This is a genomic window from Mesobacillus maritimus, assembly GCF_023715205.1.
GTDB lineage: Bacteria > Bacillota > Bacilli > Bacillales > Cytobacillaceae > Mesobacillus_B > Mesobacillus_B maritimus_C.
The window spans coordinates 382,500-400,065 of sequence record NZ_JAMBNR010000003.1; the positions used below are offsets into that span (position 1 = coordinate 382,500).

The window sequence follows — 17,566 nt, forward strand, 5'->3', positions numbered from 1 at the left end:
CAAATAATAAAAAAATTACCTCGATTATTACGGTATACCTTCCCTCTTACCTCTAATAAAAAATAAAACCCCTGCGAATCAACATTCGCAGGGGTTTTTTATACTACTTCTCTTCCAACACTTCAACAACTTCTTTTAAAGTGTCTTTTGTTCCAACGTTTCCTGGGAAGACAACATAAGAAGTGTGTGGGAATTTGCTTTCTTCGCCTGTTTTCCAGACTGGAATTCCTGGTGCGACTTGACCGGATACTTCTGCACGTTTAACAGATAAACCGACTGTACCGATACTTGAAGAGGTAATTCCACCTTTGGCGATAATGTACTTCGGCTTTACTTTTAAGTCATGAACGATGCTTGTGACGGCGTCGGAAATTTTTACGGAAAGCTTTAACTCTTCTTCCGCACGGCCTTCGCCTAAGTCTAAGCGCTCACGGCGAGTGTAATACACGACAGACTTGCCAGCGGTGATTAGCTCTTCACAAGTCGTACGAACACGATCAACTTCTTGCTGGAACTTCTCGTCATCTAACACTAAGTGAACATCAAACTCAACTGGAGTCACAAGACCACTATCTAAAAGCGCATATAATTGCTCGGTTGTCTTTTGTACGTGTGAACCAACCGCGACAAGACCACCGTTTGTTGTTTCTTCGGTAATTAGTTCTTCTCTTGTTAACAACGCTTTGTCAGGGATGCCACCGATGACTTTTGTGAGCGCAGCGGCACTGCGGCAAATAAATTTCTTGCCTTCTTTCATCGCTTGAATGAACGCTGTGACAAATACTTCAACATCGACATAATCAACGGCATTGACGACTACTTTATTAAAGTTTGTTACACTCATTAACTGCTCTTTAATTCCTGCAACATTCAAGGAACGAAGGTCTTCTAGGCTAATGTAAGTTGTACCTTCTTTTGTATACTCCCCATTTGTTTTTTCTTCGACCCATTCACCTAAGTGAGAGGATTGATAACCGAAAGTACGGTCTTTCGCAAACTCTGTTTCGCCAGCAGGAACCAGTTCTTCCCCGTATTGAACGTAATGAACATTGTTGATTGTTAAACGTCCACCTTCTTTGAAGAAGGGAATAATGATTTCGCCGTCAAAAGAAGCATCACCTATGTTTTCAATTGTGTTTTTCATTGTTTCTGTTTCAAGCGGGTAATGTCCACGCAATGTGGAATCACCTCGGCTGATGATTACATACGGAATACCTTCCTGCTGGGACACTTCATGCACACGACGCGCGATGTCCTGGTGCACTTCCATTGTTTCCTTTGCTGTAAAACTACGCGAATTGGTTAGTAAGAAAAAGATGCTTTTTTCTTCACGGAAACCTTGCTCGATGCTTTCTTTCGTCCAATCGGTATAAACGGAGACACCATGAACGGTTTGAACACCGGTTGGGTCATCATCAAGGACAACAATTTTATAGTTAAAATTCTTGCGCTCTTCCACTAGATTCGCTTGAATTTCTTCATGATTCACGTCTTTAAGGTTTGCTAATAGTTCAGATGCTTTTGCCATTTTTATTGCTCCTTTCCGCCAACAACTACATTCGCTAGTTTCTCATAATGTTGCACAATACTTGCATGATCTAACGCTTCTTTTCCGTCCGCTTTTAAACTATGGAAGATTTCAAGCAGTTGCGCAGATAATGGAAGTGGAACAGCTAGTTCATGCGCTGTGTTCATCACGTTCGTTAAATCTTTCATATTGATATCGACACGGCCGCCAGCTTTGAAGTTGCGGTCAATGATCATTGGAATTTTCGCATCCATGACCGTGCTTCCTGCCAGTCCCCCACGGATAGCTTGGTACATTTTTTCTACATCGATTCCAGCTTTTTCGGCAAGCACAAGCGCTTCAGAAACAGCAGCAATGTTTAAGTTTACGATGATTTGGTTCGCAAGTTTCGCCGTTGTTCCACATCCTGAATCCCCAACAAGTACGATGTCGCTCCCCATATCAGCTAGTATAGGTTTTACATCTTCAAACACTTCCGCATTTCCACCAACCATGATCGCAAGCGTTCCATCGATTGCTTTTGGCTCCCCACCACTTACTGGTGCATCAAGGAAGTAAACACCTTTTTCGGCAGCAAGGCTCGCCATTTCTTTTGATTCAACTGGTGAAACCGAACTCATGTCGATGATGACCGTGCCTTCACGAGAGCCTTCCATGACTCCATTTTCACCGAAAACAGCTTGGCGCACGTGTACGCCTTTTGGTAACATCGTGATGACGACATCGCTAGCTAGTGCGACTTCTTTCCCGGACGATGCAGGATTCGCTCCCTCAGTTACAAGCGTATCAACGGCTGCTTGGTTTAAGTCGAACACAGTAACTTGATTCCCGTTCTTCAATAAGTTGCGTACCATCGGTGTTCCCATAATTCCAAGTCCAATAAATCCAACACTTTTTTTCATAATAACTCCATCTCCATTCTAGTAGTCTAAGTTTGTTTATAATCTCACAAATGATTTTTAAAGGGAAGCGAGTGACGAATCATCTTCACTCGCAATCTATCATTCTAACAAGCTCCCAGTCTTACAATCCTGGTAAAATTCCTGTAAACATGCTCAAAATATAAACAGCGATAAGGGCCGTAACACCGGATAAGAAGCCACCGATCGACCATACTTTCAATGTTTCGGTCATTGACAAGCGACCGAATTTACTTACTACCCAGAAACCTGAATCGTTTGGTAAAGATAAACCAACACCACCGGCACAGATCGCAAGCCCTAGTAATACTGGTGATACGCCAAGCTCAATGGCCATCGGTCCCATGATCGCAGAAGTTGTGACAAGTGCAACTGTTGCAGAACCTAGTGATGCACGTAAAATTTGCGAGAACAAGAACGCAAGAAGTAAAGCTGGCATGCTTAGACCTTGCATTAAGTCGATGATCAAGTCACCAATTCCAGTTTCTTGAACCACTTTTCCGAATGCTCCACCAGCACCTGTGATTAAAATAACCATTCCGCTTTGATCAAATGCATCAGAGAAGATTTTGCTGCTGTCTTCTTTAATGTAAGGTTTTAATACGAACATCGCGACAATCACACTGATTAATAGGGCTACGTTTTTGTCCCCGATCACCGCAAAGAAAGTGTTTACAATATGATCTGGATTCTCTTTAAAAATTAAACCAACAACTGTGTTTGATAAAATCAACACGATTGGAAGAAGCAACATTCCAAAAGAAAGACCTGTTGAGATTTCTTTTTGGTTCGGATCTTTTGTTTCTTCCATTTCTGTAATTTCAGAGGGATGAAGACGACCTTCGTTGGTGATCTTTTTCCCAATAAACTTCCCGTAAATAATTCCTCCGACTAGAACCCCAGGAATCGCAACAAGCAAACCGTAGATAAAGAAAATCCCGATATCTGAACCAACTTGGTCAGCAACAACGAGCGGACCTGGAGTTGGAATGATTAAGCTGTGCGCAGTGATTAAACCAATCGCAAGAATCGCGACAAAAGTAGAAAGAGAGATTTTCGTTTTAATCGATAAGTTCTGAATCAGTTTGTGTAAAATAATGAACGCTGCATCAAAGAATACTGGAATTGAAACCGTGATGGCGGTCGCACCCATTGCGTATGGAGAGTTTTTCACTCCAAAAGCGCGAAGCATCCCAGTGGCAATTTTACTAATCGCACCAGAAGAAGCTAAGAATTGGCCAAAAATAATTCCAAGACCAATCAAAATCCCGACGCCGGTTAACGTACTACCAAATCCACCGGCAACGATGCCCGGTACATCTTTCGCAGGAATACTCGAAACTAGGCCAAGCCCAATCGCGATAACTAATAGCGAGATAAAGGCGTCCCATTTAAATTTAATAATAAAGACAAATAGTAGAATAAGAGCAACAATGAATCCTACAATAAGGGCATTGCCTGTTAACATGTTGTGTTCCTCCCCAAATTATACGTTTTATAACGCTTCCATTTTTAGTCTGTTTATCTTATTAGCGCTTCCATTTTATTGAAAGTTCTATTTTTTCATGCGTGTAACCGCGAGTCGCGACAAATTAACCGCTTTCTTTATGTCGCTGTCTCCTACACTCACTACCCGTGTATACAATGTATCAATTAACGCAAGTTGGACCAGTCGACTGACCATCGCATCGGAGCGGTTTTCCGTTTCCTGCGCTTGCGTGAGCAGCAAGATATCTGCCATTTTGGCGAGCGTAGTGTTGGGATTTGACGTAATAATGATGCAAGTTGCCCCACTCTTTTTACTCATATCTACAACCTCAATGATGTTAACGGTTTCTCCTGAGTGCGAAATCGCAATCACTACATCCTCTTCTGTCATATGACTTGCATAGATCGCTTGGTAATGAGGGTCTTTCACAGCAAGGGTTGTTCCGCCAATTCGCATGAATTTATGAGCACCATCTTCAGCTATCGTTCCAGAAAGGCCTTGTCCAAAGAAAAATAGTCTAGCCGCTTTCGCGATTTTCCCCACCGCTTCTTCCATTTGATCGACATTCAACTTTTCTTTTGTCATCATCATTGCACTAGAAAGTTGATCGCCGATTTTTTCAAACACCACATCTGCTTTGTCACTTTCTTTGATCTCATTATTGTCAGAAGAATAAGATGGACCATTAGCTGCATGCTCTTGTGCAAGCGCGACCTTTAGTTCTTGGTAACTGGCATAACCTAACTTTCGATACAAACGGACGACACTGGGTTCACTGACACCGCTTAAACTCGAAAGTTCGTTCATTGATAATAGAAACGGTTTTTCGTGTTTTTCTAATTGTTCAATGATTTTTTGCTCTGAAGCTGTTAACGCTTCTCTTTTTTCGTTCACACGTTCAAGAAAATTTGGCACTTGGTTCAACACCTCCTTGCTTCTGTAGTAATATTACTACATGATTAGCGCTTTCACAAGTGTTTTTTCACAAAAACGACAAATTTTCGACATAGATTCGACAAAATGTAGTTGTTTTCTTGTAGTTTTCCCCATAATATTGAGAATATAATGTAGTTTACTTACAAAAAGTGGAGGGGATTTTGACATGATTACTACAACGAAGGAATTGCTACAATCAGCAGAAGAAACTAATAGCGCGATTGCTGCTTTTAATTGCTACAATGCAGAAACCGTTCAAGCAGCGATTGCCGCTGGAGAAAAGGCAAATAAAGGCGTGATCATTGCCTACGGCGAGCGCTATCAAGATTATATGAACATCGAAGCATTTGCGGCGTTTACACTGGAAGCTGCGCGTTGGGCTTCTATCCCTGTTGCACTTCATTTAGACCATAGCTATCAATTGGAAACGGTTAAACGTGCGATCGCATGTGGCTTTTCGTCTGTTATGTATGATGGCTCGGCTTTACCAATGGAAGAAAACGTGAAAACAACGAAGCATGTTGTTGAACTTGCACATGCTGCAGGTGTTTTTGTGGAAGCGGAAATTGGCTCAATGGCAAAAGGTGACTTTTCAGACGAGGAAGAAGGCGATGGTCGTTTGACAGATCCGGATGAAGCAGCATGGTTTGTACGCGAAACAAATGTTGACTTTTTAGCCGCTTCCATTGGAACGGTTCATGGGATGTATAAAGGCGAACCAAATTTACAGTTAGAGTTATTAGAAAAGATTGCTGATCGTATTCAGATTCCACTTGTGCTCCACGGCGGCTCAGGAACACCGGAAGATCAAGTGTTACAAGCGATTGATCGCGGCATTCGTAAAATTAATGTGAATACCGAAATTTCGTTGGCTGCGGTTGGGGAAATCGTAAAACAAGTAAGTGCGAATCCACAGATTCACCTTAGCAATTTGATGACCGCGGCACAGGAAGTTATGACTGCACAGATGACGAAGATTATTGAAGTTTATAAGAATAATTGATTTTGGTTTATTTTCCCTAGGGCGAATATATCTGATTGAAAGGCCGAATTTATTCGCTGTAGAGCAAATAAATCTCGGCAACTATTCTCCCTACAGCGAATAAACCCGTGCATTTTACACTTAGAAGCCCTACAACACTGTTGCAGGGCTTCTTTTATTTAGTTCGCAGCAGCTTTTGGCTCCTCATCACATGGTGTAACCGCCTCTTGAAGTGCTTTTTCTAGAGTGCATTGATGCTGTTTCTTCTGTTTAGCATTCCACTTAAACTGATCGGCCATATAATTAAGCACTTGTGTTTTCCATTTATCAACAAGTTTGATATTAAACAAGATCGCTCCTGTGCGACGGTTAAAGAAATCGAGCGGTGTGGCGACCATTTCTTGATCCATCGCATAAACAAGTTTCGCAAATAAAGGTAAAGGCAATTTGTATTTGGCCGCGTCATCCTTCTTTTGTTCAAGAAGCCCGTAAACCTGTTCAATATTCGAGCCGTACGTTCTTGCCAGTTGCTCGGCTTCGTCTTTTGTAAACCCCAAGTCCACTCCTTTTTGAATCTGGTTTGCTACAAATGAATCAAATTGCGCAGCCCCGCCGACATTTCCTCCTGAAATCGGTAAATGTTTTGTTTTACATGCTGGAACTTCTCTTCCTTGCTCTGCTTTAAATTTAGTAGCAAGCAAGTCGACAATCATTTCGGCCATTTTCCGGTAGCCTGTTAATTTTCCACCAGCAATCGTGATCAAACCGGAGTTTGATTCCCAAACTTCATCTTTCCGTGAAATTTCAGATGGGTCTTTGCCTTCTTCGTAAATAAGCGGCCTCACACCAGCCCAGCTGGATTCAATGTCTTTTTCACTGATTTTTACATCCGGGAACATATAGTTAATCGCGTTGATAATATACGTACGATCACTGATGGTCATTCTAGGATTCACAGCATCTTCATTATAAAAAGTATCGGTTGTACCAACATATGCCTTGCCATCTCTTGGAATCGCAAACACCATGCGTCCGTCTGGCGTATCGAAGTAAACCGCTTGTTTTAACGGGAAACGTTTTTGGTCAATGACGACATGAACGCCTTTTGATAACTGCAATGTTTTGCCTTTTTTCGATTGATCCATTTCCCGAATTTGATCCACCCATGGACCAGCTGCGTTGACAATCTTCGTTGCCCGAATTTCGTATTGTTCGCCTGTTAATTGATCTTCAACGAGCACCCCGACTACTTTTGAGTTTTCATAAATAAGATTGATAACTTTCGTGTAATTGGCGGCAACTGCGCCTTGTTCAACCGCTGCTTTCATCACTTCAATCGTTAAGCGAGCATCATCGGTACGGTATTCCACATAATACCCACCACCTTTTAAGCCGCCCTTTTTGACAAGTGGTTCTTTCGCTAACGTTTCGTCAACCGACAACATTGAACGCCGTTCTGATTTCTTAACTCCTGCTAAAAAGTCATAAACTCGAAGCCCAATGGATGTGGAAAACTTGCCAAACGTTCCGCCTTGATGAAGCGGCAACAGCATCCACTCAGGTGTTGTCACATGTGGACCATTTTCATATACAATTGCTCTTTCCTTTCCGACCTCAGCGACCATTTTCACTTCGAATTGTTTTAAATAACGGAGACCGCCATGTACGAGTTTCGTCGAACGACTGGATGTTCCTGCGGCAAAGTCCTGCATTTCAACGAGAGCGGTAGAAATCCCGCGCGTCGATGCATCAAGCGCGATCCCAGCACCTGTAATTCCTCCGCCAATCACTAGCACATCATAATGTTTATTTTTTAAAGTATTCACAAGCTCAGTACGCTGTAAATTTGAGAATGTCATGTTGAACTCCTCCTGTTAGTTTTATATTCGTGAAAAAACAAAAAGAGACCGCAAAAGACATTACTCCTCAATACAGTAATGTTTTTGCGGTCTCTCCTAATCTCCAACCTATTATTAACTTATTTATAGTGTACCATTAAAAGTTTTTTTCGTACAGTGTAGAACGCCCTTTTGCATGATTAAAAGTTCTTTTTTAAAACCTATTTAAACACCATCGCAGCCTGAACCGCTTTTTTCCAGCCTTCATATAACTTGGAACGCGTTTCTTCGGTCATGCTTGGTTCAAATCCGCGATCAACAGCCCATTGTTTGCTAATCTCTTCTTGGCTTTCCCAGAATCCGACGGCAAGCCCCGCTAAATAAGCTGCACCTAGTGCTGTTGTTTCATTAATTCTTGGTCTTTCTACGGACACATTTAAAAGGTCACTTTGGAAATCCATAAGGAAATTGTTTTTCACGGCGCCGCCATCAACCCGAAGTTTTTTTACTTGGATTTCTGCATCCGCTTCCATGGCAGCTAAAACATCTTTCGTTTGATAAGCGAGTGATTCGAGTGTCGCACGAACAAAATGTTCTTTTGATGTCCCGCGTGTCAAACCAAATACGGCGCCACGAACATCGCTGTCCCAATAAGGTGTTCCTAAACCGACAAACGCTGGCACCACATAAACACCTTCTGTCGAATCCACTTTCGCTGCATAACCTTCACTGTCTTTGGCATCTTTGATCATTCTTAAACCGTCACGAAGCCATTGAATCGCAGAACCTGCAACAAAAATGCTACCTTCTAACGCATATTCAACTTTTCCATCTAAGCCCCAAGCAATCGTTGTTAACAATCCGTGCTTAGAAGAAACGGCTTTTTCCCCAGTATTCATCAGCATAAAGCAACCTGTTCCATACGTGTTTTTCGCCATTCCTTTTTCAAAACATGCCTGACCAAACAATGCTGCCTGTTGATCACCTGCCGCGCCGGCAATCGGTACTTCTTTGCCAAAGAAATGATAATCAATCGTATGCGCATAAACCTCAGAGGAAGCTCGAACTTCTGGAAGCATTGATTTAGGCACATCAAGGATTTCAAGCAACTCATCATCCCATTTGAGCGCGTAAATATTATACATCAGCGTTCTTGCGGCATTCGAATAATCGGTTACGTGAGCACGTCCTCCGGATAGTTTCCAAATTAGCCACGTATCAATCGTTCCAAACAAGAGCTTTCCTTGTTCTGCTTTTTCACGCGCACCTTCCACATTGTCTAGTATCCACTTCACTTTTGTTCCCGAGAAATAAGCATCAATCAGCAACCCTGTTTTTTCACGAAACAAGTCATTATAGCCTTTTGCTTTTAACTCGTCGCAAATTTCACTTGTTTGTCTCGACTGCCAAACAATCGCATTGTAAATGGGTTCTCCGGTTTCTTTATCCCAAACTACCGCTGTTTCTCGTTGATTGGTGATGCCAATCCCGGCGATTTGTTCCGGCTTAATTGCTGATTCTGACAACACTTCGGCAATCACCGATAAAATTGAACCCCAAATTTCATTTGCGTTATGCTCAACCCAACCTGGCTTTGGAAAGTATTGCGTAAACTCATGTTGAGCGGAATGCGCAATCTCTCCTTTTTGATTAAAAAGAATCGCCCGGGAACTTGTTGTTCCTTGATCTAAAGATAAGATATAGTTTTCCATCATTATTTCCCCCGTGTTCTAATATTCATTAAGCGGTCTTTGATGCCTGACCTTGAATAACTCCCTTTTCACTTACAAAAAACGCAACACCTAGCACAAGTGCATTTAACGCTACTACACTCCATAATAATCCATTCATATTTCCGATGAAAGCGGCTTGGTAAAAAACAGTTCCCAAACTGCCACCTAAAATCGGACCAACGACAGGAATCCATGCGTATCTCCAGTTGGAGCTGCCCTTTCCAGCAATCGGCAAGAAAAAGTGCGCAATTCGTGGACCAAGGTCACGAGCCGGATTGATGGCATAACCTGTTGTTCCTCCTAAAGACATCCCAATCACGACAATCAGCAAGCCAACCGCGAGTGGATTCAAGCCTTCGGTAAATTGGTTCGCGCCAATGTATAAAAGTCCCAGTACCAGGAAAAACGTTCCAATGACCTCACTTAGTAAATTTGAAAATGTATGTGGAATCGCTGGACTTGTTGAAAACACGCCTAGCTTTACACCAGGATCTTTCGTTTCTTTCCAGTGCGGCAAATAATGCAAATATACAATCACAGAACCGATGATCGCTCCAATCATTTGGGCGACAATATAAGCTGGAACCTCTGCCCAAGCGAAATCTCCATTCAGTGCCAACGCAATGGTGACAGCCGGATTCAAGTGTGCACCACTAACCGACCCAACCGCGAATACCCCCATCGTCACCGCAAGTCCCCAAGCAAGTGTGATAACAATCCAGCCCGCATTTTGGGCGTAAGATTTCGATAATGATGAACCAGCACCAATCCCAGCACCTAAAACGATTAAAATCATCGTGCCGACTAATTCTCCAACAAACGGTGTCATTTTCTCCCTTCCCCCTTATACATATTTACTCGACGAAAACAAAAAGAGACCCACAACAGAACAACCCATCGAAATGGGCGCTGCGTGAATCTCCTTCTCTCCGTCACAAATCTATTAACTTTTAAAGCTAGTATAAATTTGCATGAAAACGTTGTCAACAACTTAATTAAGATAAAGATAGTAAAAATCAGTGCCACAAGTCGGTTTTTGAAGTGGTAATCGCAGTGGCACCGGCATTCAGTGCATTTTCTACTTCTTCTTTTGTGCGAATTAATCCGCCCGCAAAAATCGGGACGCCCACTCGCTCTTTTACTTCAGTAATCATCCATGGCATTGCCCCTGGAAGCACTTCGATATAATCAGGACGTGTTTTTTCAACCAGTTTTAAACTTTTCTCCAGTGCATGACTGTCGAGCAAAAACACGCGCTGAACCGCGACAACTCCTTTTTGTTTTGCTTTTTGAATCACGCCTGTCTTTGTCGAGATTAACCCAAAAGGCTTAAATTCTTGGCAAATATATTCAGTCGCATATTCATCACTTTTGATGCCTTGAATGAGATCGACATGATAAATCATTTTCTTGCCAGCCGCTTTGGCCATTCTGTTGACGTTTTTAAGCTGGGCAATATGTAAATCTAGAAAGACGCCAATTTCATATGGGCTTTCTAAAAACCGTTCAAACTCTCGCATATTTGATGAAGCCGGTAGGATTTTCTGGTCAATCATTTTTGAACCTCCACAGTCTAAAAAATTACTTACTATCTTAATAAGAAACATGCTAGAACACAAGAGAAGTTTATTTGCACAATCTTGTATTCCATCTCTATCTAAGTTATAGTGATACCTATCTTATATAACAAACATATAACCTTTGTATAAGGTGGTGTAAGGTTTTGTACAATATTAAGGCTGTTTCCAAAATGGTGGATATGCCAACGGTGACGATTCGATCTTGGGAACAGCGTTATCAGGCGGTCGTTCCAGAGCGAACCGAGTCTGGTCACCGGGTCTATACAGAAGCACAAGTGAATGATTTAAAATGGTTAAAAAAACAAGTGCAAGAAAATGGGATTGCTGTTAGTCAGGCGGTCAAAATGTTGCATGATAAGCAAAAGGAAGCACCGCTTTCTTTTAACACATCTGAACTGAACCACGACCAGCAATTTGAAAATCAAATCAATGAGTTATTTCAAGCCGTAACCAAGATGGACGCTAAGCAATGTCATTTTTTGCTTGATCTTTATTTTTCACAATTTCACTATAAAACCGTATTTTTCTCAATTATTGTTCCGCTCATGTACAAAGTGGGCGATGCTTGGGAAAGAGGCGAGCTGCACGTAGCGAAAGAACATATGATTAGCAATCTGGTTTTGCAGCGAGCGATGACGTTTTTTAACTTGTTTCGCACATTCGATACCTTGCCAAAAGTGATGGCTTTCTGCCCTGAAGGCGAACACCATCAACTTGGGTTAATTCTTTTCACATTGTCACTACGCGAGCAGCATTATCCGGTTTATTATATCGGAGCTGATACACCGCTCGACGGACTTAGTGACTTGATCAACGAAAAAGACATCGAAATTGTTGCCATCTCCACGTCCCGTAAAAGTGATGAACCGATAATTTCGCACTATATCGAAACCTTAAAAACTGAAAATCCAAAGCTGAAATTTATCGTTGGCGGGTTGGCCGTAAATCAAAGCAAAGCCATGCCACCAAGGTGGGACATCTCCCCTACCGACCAAAATTGGTTGCAAACATTGTCTCCTGTTTTAGACAAAAACCTAGTTTAACTGCTAGGTTTTTTTGTTTGCCTTATTTTTACAAAAATTATATATTAGTTATACAATAGTTATACAAAGTAACTAAAGGAAGTGAATCCATGTTTCTGGCTTGGAACGAAATGAAAAACAATAAACTTCGGTTTATGCTGATTGTTGGTGTATTAACCCTCGTTTCTTACTTGGTTTTCTTTTTATCAGGATTGGCGAACGGGTTAGAAAGTTTAAATAAAGAAGCTGTTTTAAAATGGGATGCTGATGGAATTATTTTAACGGAGGAATCGGATGTCAACTTGCCACAATCGAGCTTGAAGTTGGACGATTATGACGGTCATGGCACCGACGAATATGCAGTTTTAGGGCAAATGAATGCCATTGCAACTTCTGGTGAACTAAAGTCCAATGTTTCCATTTTCGGGATTAAGAATGACGAATTTATAATGCCCGATGTCATTGAAGGCGAAGCTTTTACTGATACAGGTGAAGTGATTGCTGATGATTCCTTAAAAGAGGAAGGCTTTGAGATTGGCGACGAGTTAGAATTATCCGCAACAGACGAAACGTTGATCATCACTGGTTTTACCGAGGATGCGAAGTTCAACGCCGCACCGGTATTATATGGAAGTCTTGAAACGTTAGAACAGCTACGGATGAATAGCACAGTGAATGGCTTTGTCATCCGCACCGACAATCTTGATGACGTTCCCGTTAGCGAAAAACTGCAAGTGATTCCAACACAAACTTTTATCGAAAACATGCCTGGATATTCTGAGCAAAGTTTGACGTTAGCGTTTATGATTTATTTCTTGTTTATCATTTCTGCTGTCATTCTCGCAATCTTCTTATATGTTTTAACCATCCAGAAGATTAGTATTTTCGGTGTGATGAAGGCGCAAGGAATTTCAAGCGGTTATTTAGCAAAATCCGTTGTCGCGCAGACATTTTTACTCGCTTTAGCTGGTGTCATCATTGGCTTGGCGCTAACGATTACCACTGGTTTCTTCTTACCAGCTGCCGTTCCTGTCGCATTTAATGCTCTTGATTTGTTCATTTATGGAATCGTACTCGTACTCGTTTCGGTGCTAGGGGCGTTATTCTCAGTCCAAACGATTGTCAAAATTGATCCTTTAAAAGCGATAGGAGGTTAAACCATGGCATTGATTCAATTAAAGAACGTTAATAAAGTATTTCCAACAGGAAAGGCGGAAATACAAGCGTTAAAACCAACGAATTTCACCGGGGAAGCTGGTGAGCTGATTGCGATTATTGGCCCGTCCGGCTCAGGAAAAAGTACATTTTTAACGATTGCCGGCGGACTTCAAACACCTACTAACGGCGAAGTCATTATTAACGGCAAAGACATTACCGAGTTAAAGGAAAAACAGCGCGCAAAAATCAGACTAGAAGAAATTGGCTTTGTGCTTCAATCTTCGAATCTTGTTCCGTTTTTATCTGTTCAGCAGCAAATGAAATTACTTGACCAGGTTAAAAAGAACAATCTCTCACCCGAAAAGCGAGAACAAGTCTATCTTTCTTTAGGAATCCAAGAATTAATGACCAGCTTCCCGTCTGAGTTGTCCGGTGGTCAGCGCCAGCGCGTCGCGATCGCCAAAGCTTTGTACACAGACCCGAGCATTATTTTAGCAGATGAACCGACCGCATCGCTTGATTCAGAGCGTGCTTTTGAAGTGATGGAAATGTTGCGGAAAGTAACCACTGACAACAAGAAAACAACCATTGTCGTCACCCATGATACGCGCCTCATTGATTATTGCGACAAGGTATACCGCATTACCGATGGAACATTACATCAAGAAATGGCAAGCTTAACTTCATAAAAACAACGTTTGGCTTATATGTGCGAAGGGAATAGAAAAATAGATAGAGAGAGAACGACTTCGCTTTTACGCTAAGATGGGAATACTTTCATAGAGGGTATGGCTAAAAAAATTAGGAGGGAATGGATGTTACTTCTAAAAGACCATGAATTACTCAACGCCTACAAGAAAGCAGTAGAGATGAACTTAGAAGAGGACTTCCTCAATTTACTAGCCACTGAGTTGAATCGAAGAAAAATTGAATTTTTACAGAAGCCGAGGGGGGTTTCCCTCACGTCGAAATAAAAAGGAAGCACAGCTTTTGTGCTTCCTTTTTTAGCTATATTACAACCGAGACTTTGCGCTTTTTACACACCTACTGCCATCAAATATAGTGGAATGATGAGCAACATGAGCAGAACAAATTTGAGATTCCAGCGTATCGAGACGTCGATGAGATTTACGTTTAATAAATTGGCAAGCAGGTTGTTCACAGCTGTAGCGGGTGCGATGGTATTGGAAACACCCCAACTTCCTAGCAGCAACAACGCAAAGTATTCTTGGCTAAAGCCAATTTGTGCGGGATCAATGCTTGTAACAAAAATAGTGATTGGCACAATTGGGTGAATCCCGACGAGCGCCGTCAAGAACACAATCCCCGCTAAAAACAGCGATGCGCCTAGTTGAAACGATCCGAAAACTTGTTGAATGAAGCCCACCAAAGGTCCACTCAAATCGGTGTGGACGAACGCACCACTGAAGAATCCGGCAATTAAAAAGAGAACAATTTCTTTTTTCACGCGGGGAATGCCGATAAATACGTGGTCTTTCCATTCACGCCAATAAACATTCCCCTTTCCTTTCAACAGACACCACAAAAGTGGAAAGCTGATTGACACTAAACAAATCATAAACACAATCGACGAGGATGTAAGAAACTCAAGCAAAAGCACCATTGCCGTAATGAACACTAAATAAAAAACAAGTTCAGCCACTTTCTTTTTAGCATCCTTTACTTCCTCAGCACTATAGACCCGAGCTTCTTTATCTAGTCTTATATTTGTTTTGATAAACGGCCTTTCTAAAAATAAGCTGAGCAAAATACTGATCAAAGATAAGCCGAATGAATAGAGCACAATCGATGACCATTGAATCGGAATCTGACTAAGTATTAACGCCATGGCGGCAAAATAAGGCGACCAAAACATTGTCGTCACAAAGCCACGATTGATGGCGGTCGCAACGAGGCGAGGCGATTTAATATTGGAAGCTTGTGTTAATTGGCTAACAATCGACACCGCTCCCATGTTTAACACGACGCCAAGACCATGCGTCAGCAGTTTCGCTCCTAAAAAGAAAAAATGAGGTTCGTTCATTTTTTTCGCTAAGACAATTTTTAACGCTTCCACATAACCGCCTGTTTTGACGGGAATGCCTAGCAAAGGCACGACAAGAATGATCGACACAAGCGTTAAATTGATGCGCAACGAACTGAACCACTCTTGAGCTGGGACATGGTGATACACCATTAAGCTAACTGCTGTAATAAGCAGAAACAAACTGATGGTCAAAGTCGCGCCTCTTATTCCAGGCAACACCCAAATAATCACGGCTAAAATCATGAAACTGACCATCCATTGCAGTTCAGCAACCGGCAATACTTGCAAAACGAGGAACCCAAGTGCTAGGCAACCAATGAGGATCCCCAAAACTCTTTCATGCCCCTTACGTTTTTGCCTTGGACTTGTTTGCAAGGAAGGGATTGATTGAGCTTTCACGACGGTCTCCTTTCGAACGGGGGATTGAATTTAGATAAAAGCAGCATTAGCGATGATTGGTACCATCGACCACACCATTGACCAATTTTCCAATCCCTTCAATTGCTAATTCAACCTTATCTCCTGGTTTTAATGGACCGACGCCAGATGGAGTTCCGGTGATAATGATGTCCCCTGGGTTTAACGTCATCACGTCGGTGACGGTTTCAATGATGGACGCTACATCATGGATTAAATCATCCGTATTGGAATGCTGCTTCACTTCCCCGTTCAATGTCAATTGAATATCAACCTGGTTTGGGTTGAGTTCGGTTTCAACTACCGGACCTAATGGCTTAAACGTTGCGTATGATTTTGCTCTTGTATATTGGCCGTCCTTCGCTTGCAGGTTTCGGTCAGAAACATCATTGCAAATGGTATAGCCGAATACATAATCAAGCGCTTCTGCTTTATTGACTTTTTTTGCTTGTTTCCCAATCACAACAGCTAATTCGACTTCAAACTCAATTGCATGCTCTAAGTTTGGCAAGACAATGTCTTCTCCATGAGCAATGATCGATGACGGTGACACCATAAACATCATCGGCTCTTCTGGAATTGCTTTGCCCATTTCTTTGGCATGCAAGACGTAGTTCAAGCCAATGCCCACTACTTGACCAGGATTGACAGGGGTGAGCAATTTTGCCTCTGCTAACGGATATTCAGCACCTGTTAATTGAGCATTCTCTGTTAGAAAGTCACGGTCCAGTTGTTTGATGGTTTCACCTTCTAAAACTCCATAGAAAACTTCCTCGTTTCTGCTAAAGCGCACATATTTCATTGAATGCTTCCTCCTCTAAATGATTGAGTTATTTTTGACTTAGACCACATTTTCGAATCAAACTGAATATGTATTTGTTAATGGTTATTTATTCTAGGATTACACGCCAAAAATATTTAGTCAATAACCAATATTCAGTTTATTTAGTCTTTCGAAGCAATTCCTTAAAAATGAAATAAATGTCTAGCATTTGGGTAAGCTATGTTCATGAATGGTGTTTTATCCCCTTTCAAACCCTAAAAAGACCAGCGTTCCGCCTCCTCCCGGGCAGAATGCTGGTCTTTTGCTTGTTAGGATCTTTTCTCAAACTTTGTTGCTTTTGAACACAAAAAACCGACTGAATGAGCTACGTTATACAAAAAAATAGCTTCATTTATGAGAAAAGAGCTTGCAAACTTTATTAAACATACGAAATGGGTACTATTGCGTTAAAATCGGCTTTAGGATTTTAACAACAATCTTTAGTTTTATTCAATGGTAAATTCGATTGTCGCTTCGTACTGCGGGCCGTCCTTTGGTGTCATCCATGATGTTAACACATAAGTGCCTGGTTCAAGATTCAGATCCTTTAATTGCAGTTCATAACTTAGAACATCGCCTTGTTTGACATGTTCAGTGCCTAATACTTGCAAGAAAGACGTCATACTTGAAAACAAGAAGACTTCTTTTCCATCCTCTGTTTCCACAGAATAATCAAAGCGTTGTGAACTTGTAAAGTCTAGTTTCACTTCTTGTTCCGTTTGGTTTTTTACTTTATATTCAAAAACCAATGGACTTTTTTCAACTAGGGTCGCTTCCATTTCACCTGCCACGATTCCGTTCCCTCCTGTTTCGACTGCTGGTTCCTCAGACACAGGCTGCTCCGCTGTCCCACAGCCGACAAGTAACATACCAATTAACATGAAAGACGTTAGTAACTTCATAAACCGACCTCCTAATTGTCTTGGTTATATGCTCAAATCGTGTTGTATATGGTCAAAAATGTTGTCTAGTTTATTTTTAGCATAGGTAGAAAATCGAGCCTAATTTTACGAAGATGTCCTTTGAAATACCTTATGTTCGGACGAGACTTATTAAAACATGAATGGAGGTCGGATTGATACCGGTAATATAT

General features: G+C 41.6%; 16 protein-coding genes. 5 read left to right on the forward strand and 11 right to left on the reverse strand.

Going from position 1 to position 17,566, the window contains the following annotated elements:
• Positions 1-103: 103 nt before the first annotated feature.
• The 4 genes from M3182_RS06320 to M3182_RS06335 all read right to left on the reverse strand — a co-directional run bounded on the left by M3182_RS06320 (position 104) and on the right by M3182_RS06335 (position 4,852).
• Positions 104-1,528, reverse strand: a complete 1,425-nt coding sequence (locus M3182_RS06320; RefSeq protein WP_251557428.1) for a four-carbon acid sugar kinase family protein — start codon at positions 1,526-1,528, stop codon at positions 104-106.
• 2 nt (positions 1,529-1,530) lie between these two features.
• Positions 1,531-2,430: a 2-hydroxy-3-oxopropionate reductase gene (gene garR / locus M3182_RS06325; RefSeq protein WP_251557429.1), complete on the reverse strand. Its 900-nt coding sequence runs from the start codon at positions 2,428-2,430 to the stop codon at positions 1,531-1,533.
• A 121-nt stretch (positions 2,431-2,551) separates the two neighbouring features.
• Entirely contained in the window at positions 2,552-3,916 is a 1,365-nt protein-coding gene (locus M3182_RS06330; protein WP_251426447.1) for a GntP family permease, read from the reverse strand.
• An 87-nt stretch (positions 3,917-4,003) separates the two neighbouring features.
• Complete coding sequence (locus M3182_RS06335; RefSeq protein WP_251426448.1) at positions 4,004-4,852, reverse strand: MurR/RpiR family transcriptional regulator; 849 nt, start codon at positions 4,850-4,852, stop codon at positions 4,004-4,006.
• Between the two features lie 187 nt (positions 4,853-5,039).
• Here M3182_RS06335 and M3182_RS06340 point away from each other — a divergent pair, with 187 nt between their 5' ends.
• Entirely contained in the window at positions 5,040-5,876 is an 837-nt protein-coding gene (locus tag M3182_RS06340) for a class II fructose-bisphosphate aldolase (RefSeq protein ID WP_251557430.1), read from the forward strand.
• A 158-nt stretch (positions 5,877-6,034) separates the two neighbouring features.
• Here M3182_RS06340 and M3182_RS06345 read toward each other — a convergent pair whose 3' ends face one another.
• The 4 genes from M3182_RS06345 to M3182_RS06360 form a co-directional block, all read right to left on the reverse strand.
• Complete coding sequence (locus M3182_RS06345; protein WP_251557431.1) at positions 6,035-7,714, reverse strand: glycerol-3-phosphate dehydrogenase/oxidase; 1,680 nt, start codon at positions 7,712-7,714, stop codon at positions 6,035-6,037.
• Positions 7,715-7,914: 200 nt separating this feature from the next.
• The gene (glpK, locus tag M3182_RS06350) at positions 7,915-9,405 is read right to left on the reverse strand and encodes a glycerol kinase GlpK (protein WP_251557457.1); all 1,491 of its coding nucleotides are present in this window, start codon (positions 9,403-9,405) and stop codon (positions 7,915-7,917) included.
• A 28-nt stretch (positions 9,406-9,433) separates the two neighbouring features.
• Positions 9,434-10,255, reverse strand: a complete 822-nt coding sequence (locus M3182_RS06355; protein WP_251557432.1) for an MIP/aquaporin family protein — start codon at positions 10,253-10,255, stop codon at positions 9,434-9,436.
• Positions 10,256-10,442: 187 nt separating this feature from the next.
• The gene (locus tag M3182_RS06360) at positions 10,443-10,982 is read right to left on the reverse strand and encodes a glycerol-3-phosphate responsive antiterminator (RefSeq protein ID WP_251557433.1); all 540 of its coding nucleotides are present in this window, start codon (positions 10,980-10,982) and stop codon (positions 10,443-10,445) included.
• Positions 10,983-11,149: 167 nt separating this feature from the next.
• Here M3182_RS06360 and M3182_RS06365 point away from each other — a divergent pair, with 167 nt between their 5' ends.
• The 4 genes from M3182_RS06365 to sda all read left to right on the forward strand — a co-directional run bounded on the left by M3182_RS06365 (position 11,150) and on the right by sda (position 14,160).
• Positions 11,150-12,049 (forward strand): MerR family transcriptional regulator, encoded by a 900-nt coding sequence (locus tag M3182_RS06365; RefSeq protein ID WP_251557434.1) that lies wholly within the window; start codon positions 11,150-11,152, stop codon positions 12,047-12,049.
• 89 nt (positions 12,050-12,138) lie between these two features.
• Positions 12,139-13,185 (forward strand): ABC transporter permease, encoded by a 1,047-nt coding sequence (locus M3182_RS06370; RefSeq protein ID WP_251557435.1) that lies wholly within the window; start codon positions 12,139-12,141, stop codon positions 13,183-13,185.
• A gap of 3 nt (positions 13,186-13,188) precedes the next feature.
• Positions 13,189-13,875 (forward strand): ABC transporter ATP-binding protein, encoded by a 687-nt coding sequence (locus M3182_RS06375; protein ID WP_251557436.1) that lies wholly within the window; start codon positions 13,189-13,191, stop codon positions 13,873-13,875.
• Positions 13,876-14,001: 126 nt separating this feature from the next.
• Positions 14,002-14,160, forward strand: coding sequence for a sporulation histidine kinase inhibitor Sda (sda, locus tag M3182_RS06380; protein WP_251426456.1), 159 nt, complete (start codon positions 14,002-14,004; stop codon positions 14,158-14,160).
• A 62-nt stretch (positions 14,161-14,222) separates the two neighbouring features.
• On the opposite strand, the gene M3182_RS06385 is transcribed toward sda, so the two are convergent.
• The 3 genes from M3182_RS06385 to M3182_RS06395 form a co-directional block, all read right to left on the reverse strand.
• Positions 14,223-15,632, reverse strand: coding sequence for a hypothetical protein (locus M3182_RS06385; protein WP_251557437.1), 1,410 nt, complete (start codon positions 15,630-15,632; stop codon positions 14,223-14,225).
• A 46-nt stretch (positions 15,633-15,678) separates the two neighbouring features.
• Complete coding sequence (locus M3182_RS06390; RefSeq protein WP_251557438.1) at positions 15,679-16,452, reverse strand: fumarylacetoacetate hydrolase family protein; 774 nt, start codon at positions 16,450-16,452, stop codon at positions 15,679-15,681.
• Positions 16,453-16,919: 467 nt separating this feature from the next.
• Positions 16,920-17,375, reverse strand: coding sequence for a BsuPI-related putative proteinase inhibitor (locus M3182_RS06395; RefSeq protein ID WP_251557439.1), 456 nt, complete (start codon positions 17,373-17,375; stop codon positions 16,920-16,922).
• Positions 17,376-17,566: the final 191 nt, after the last annotated feature.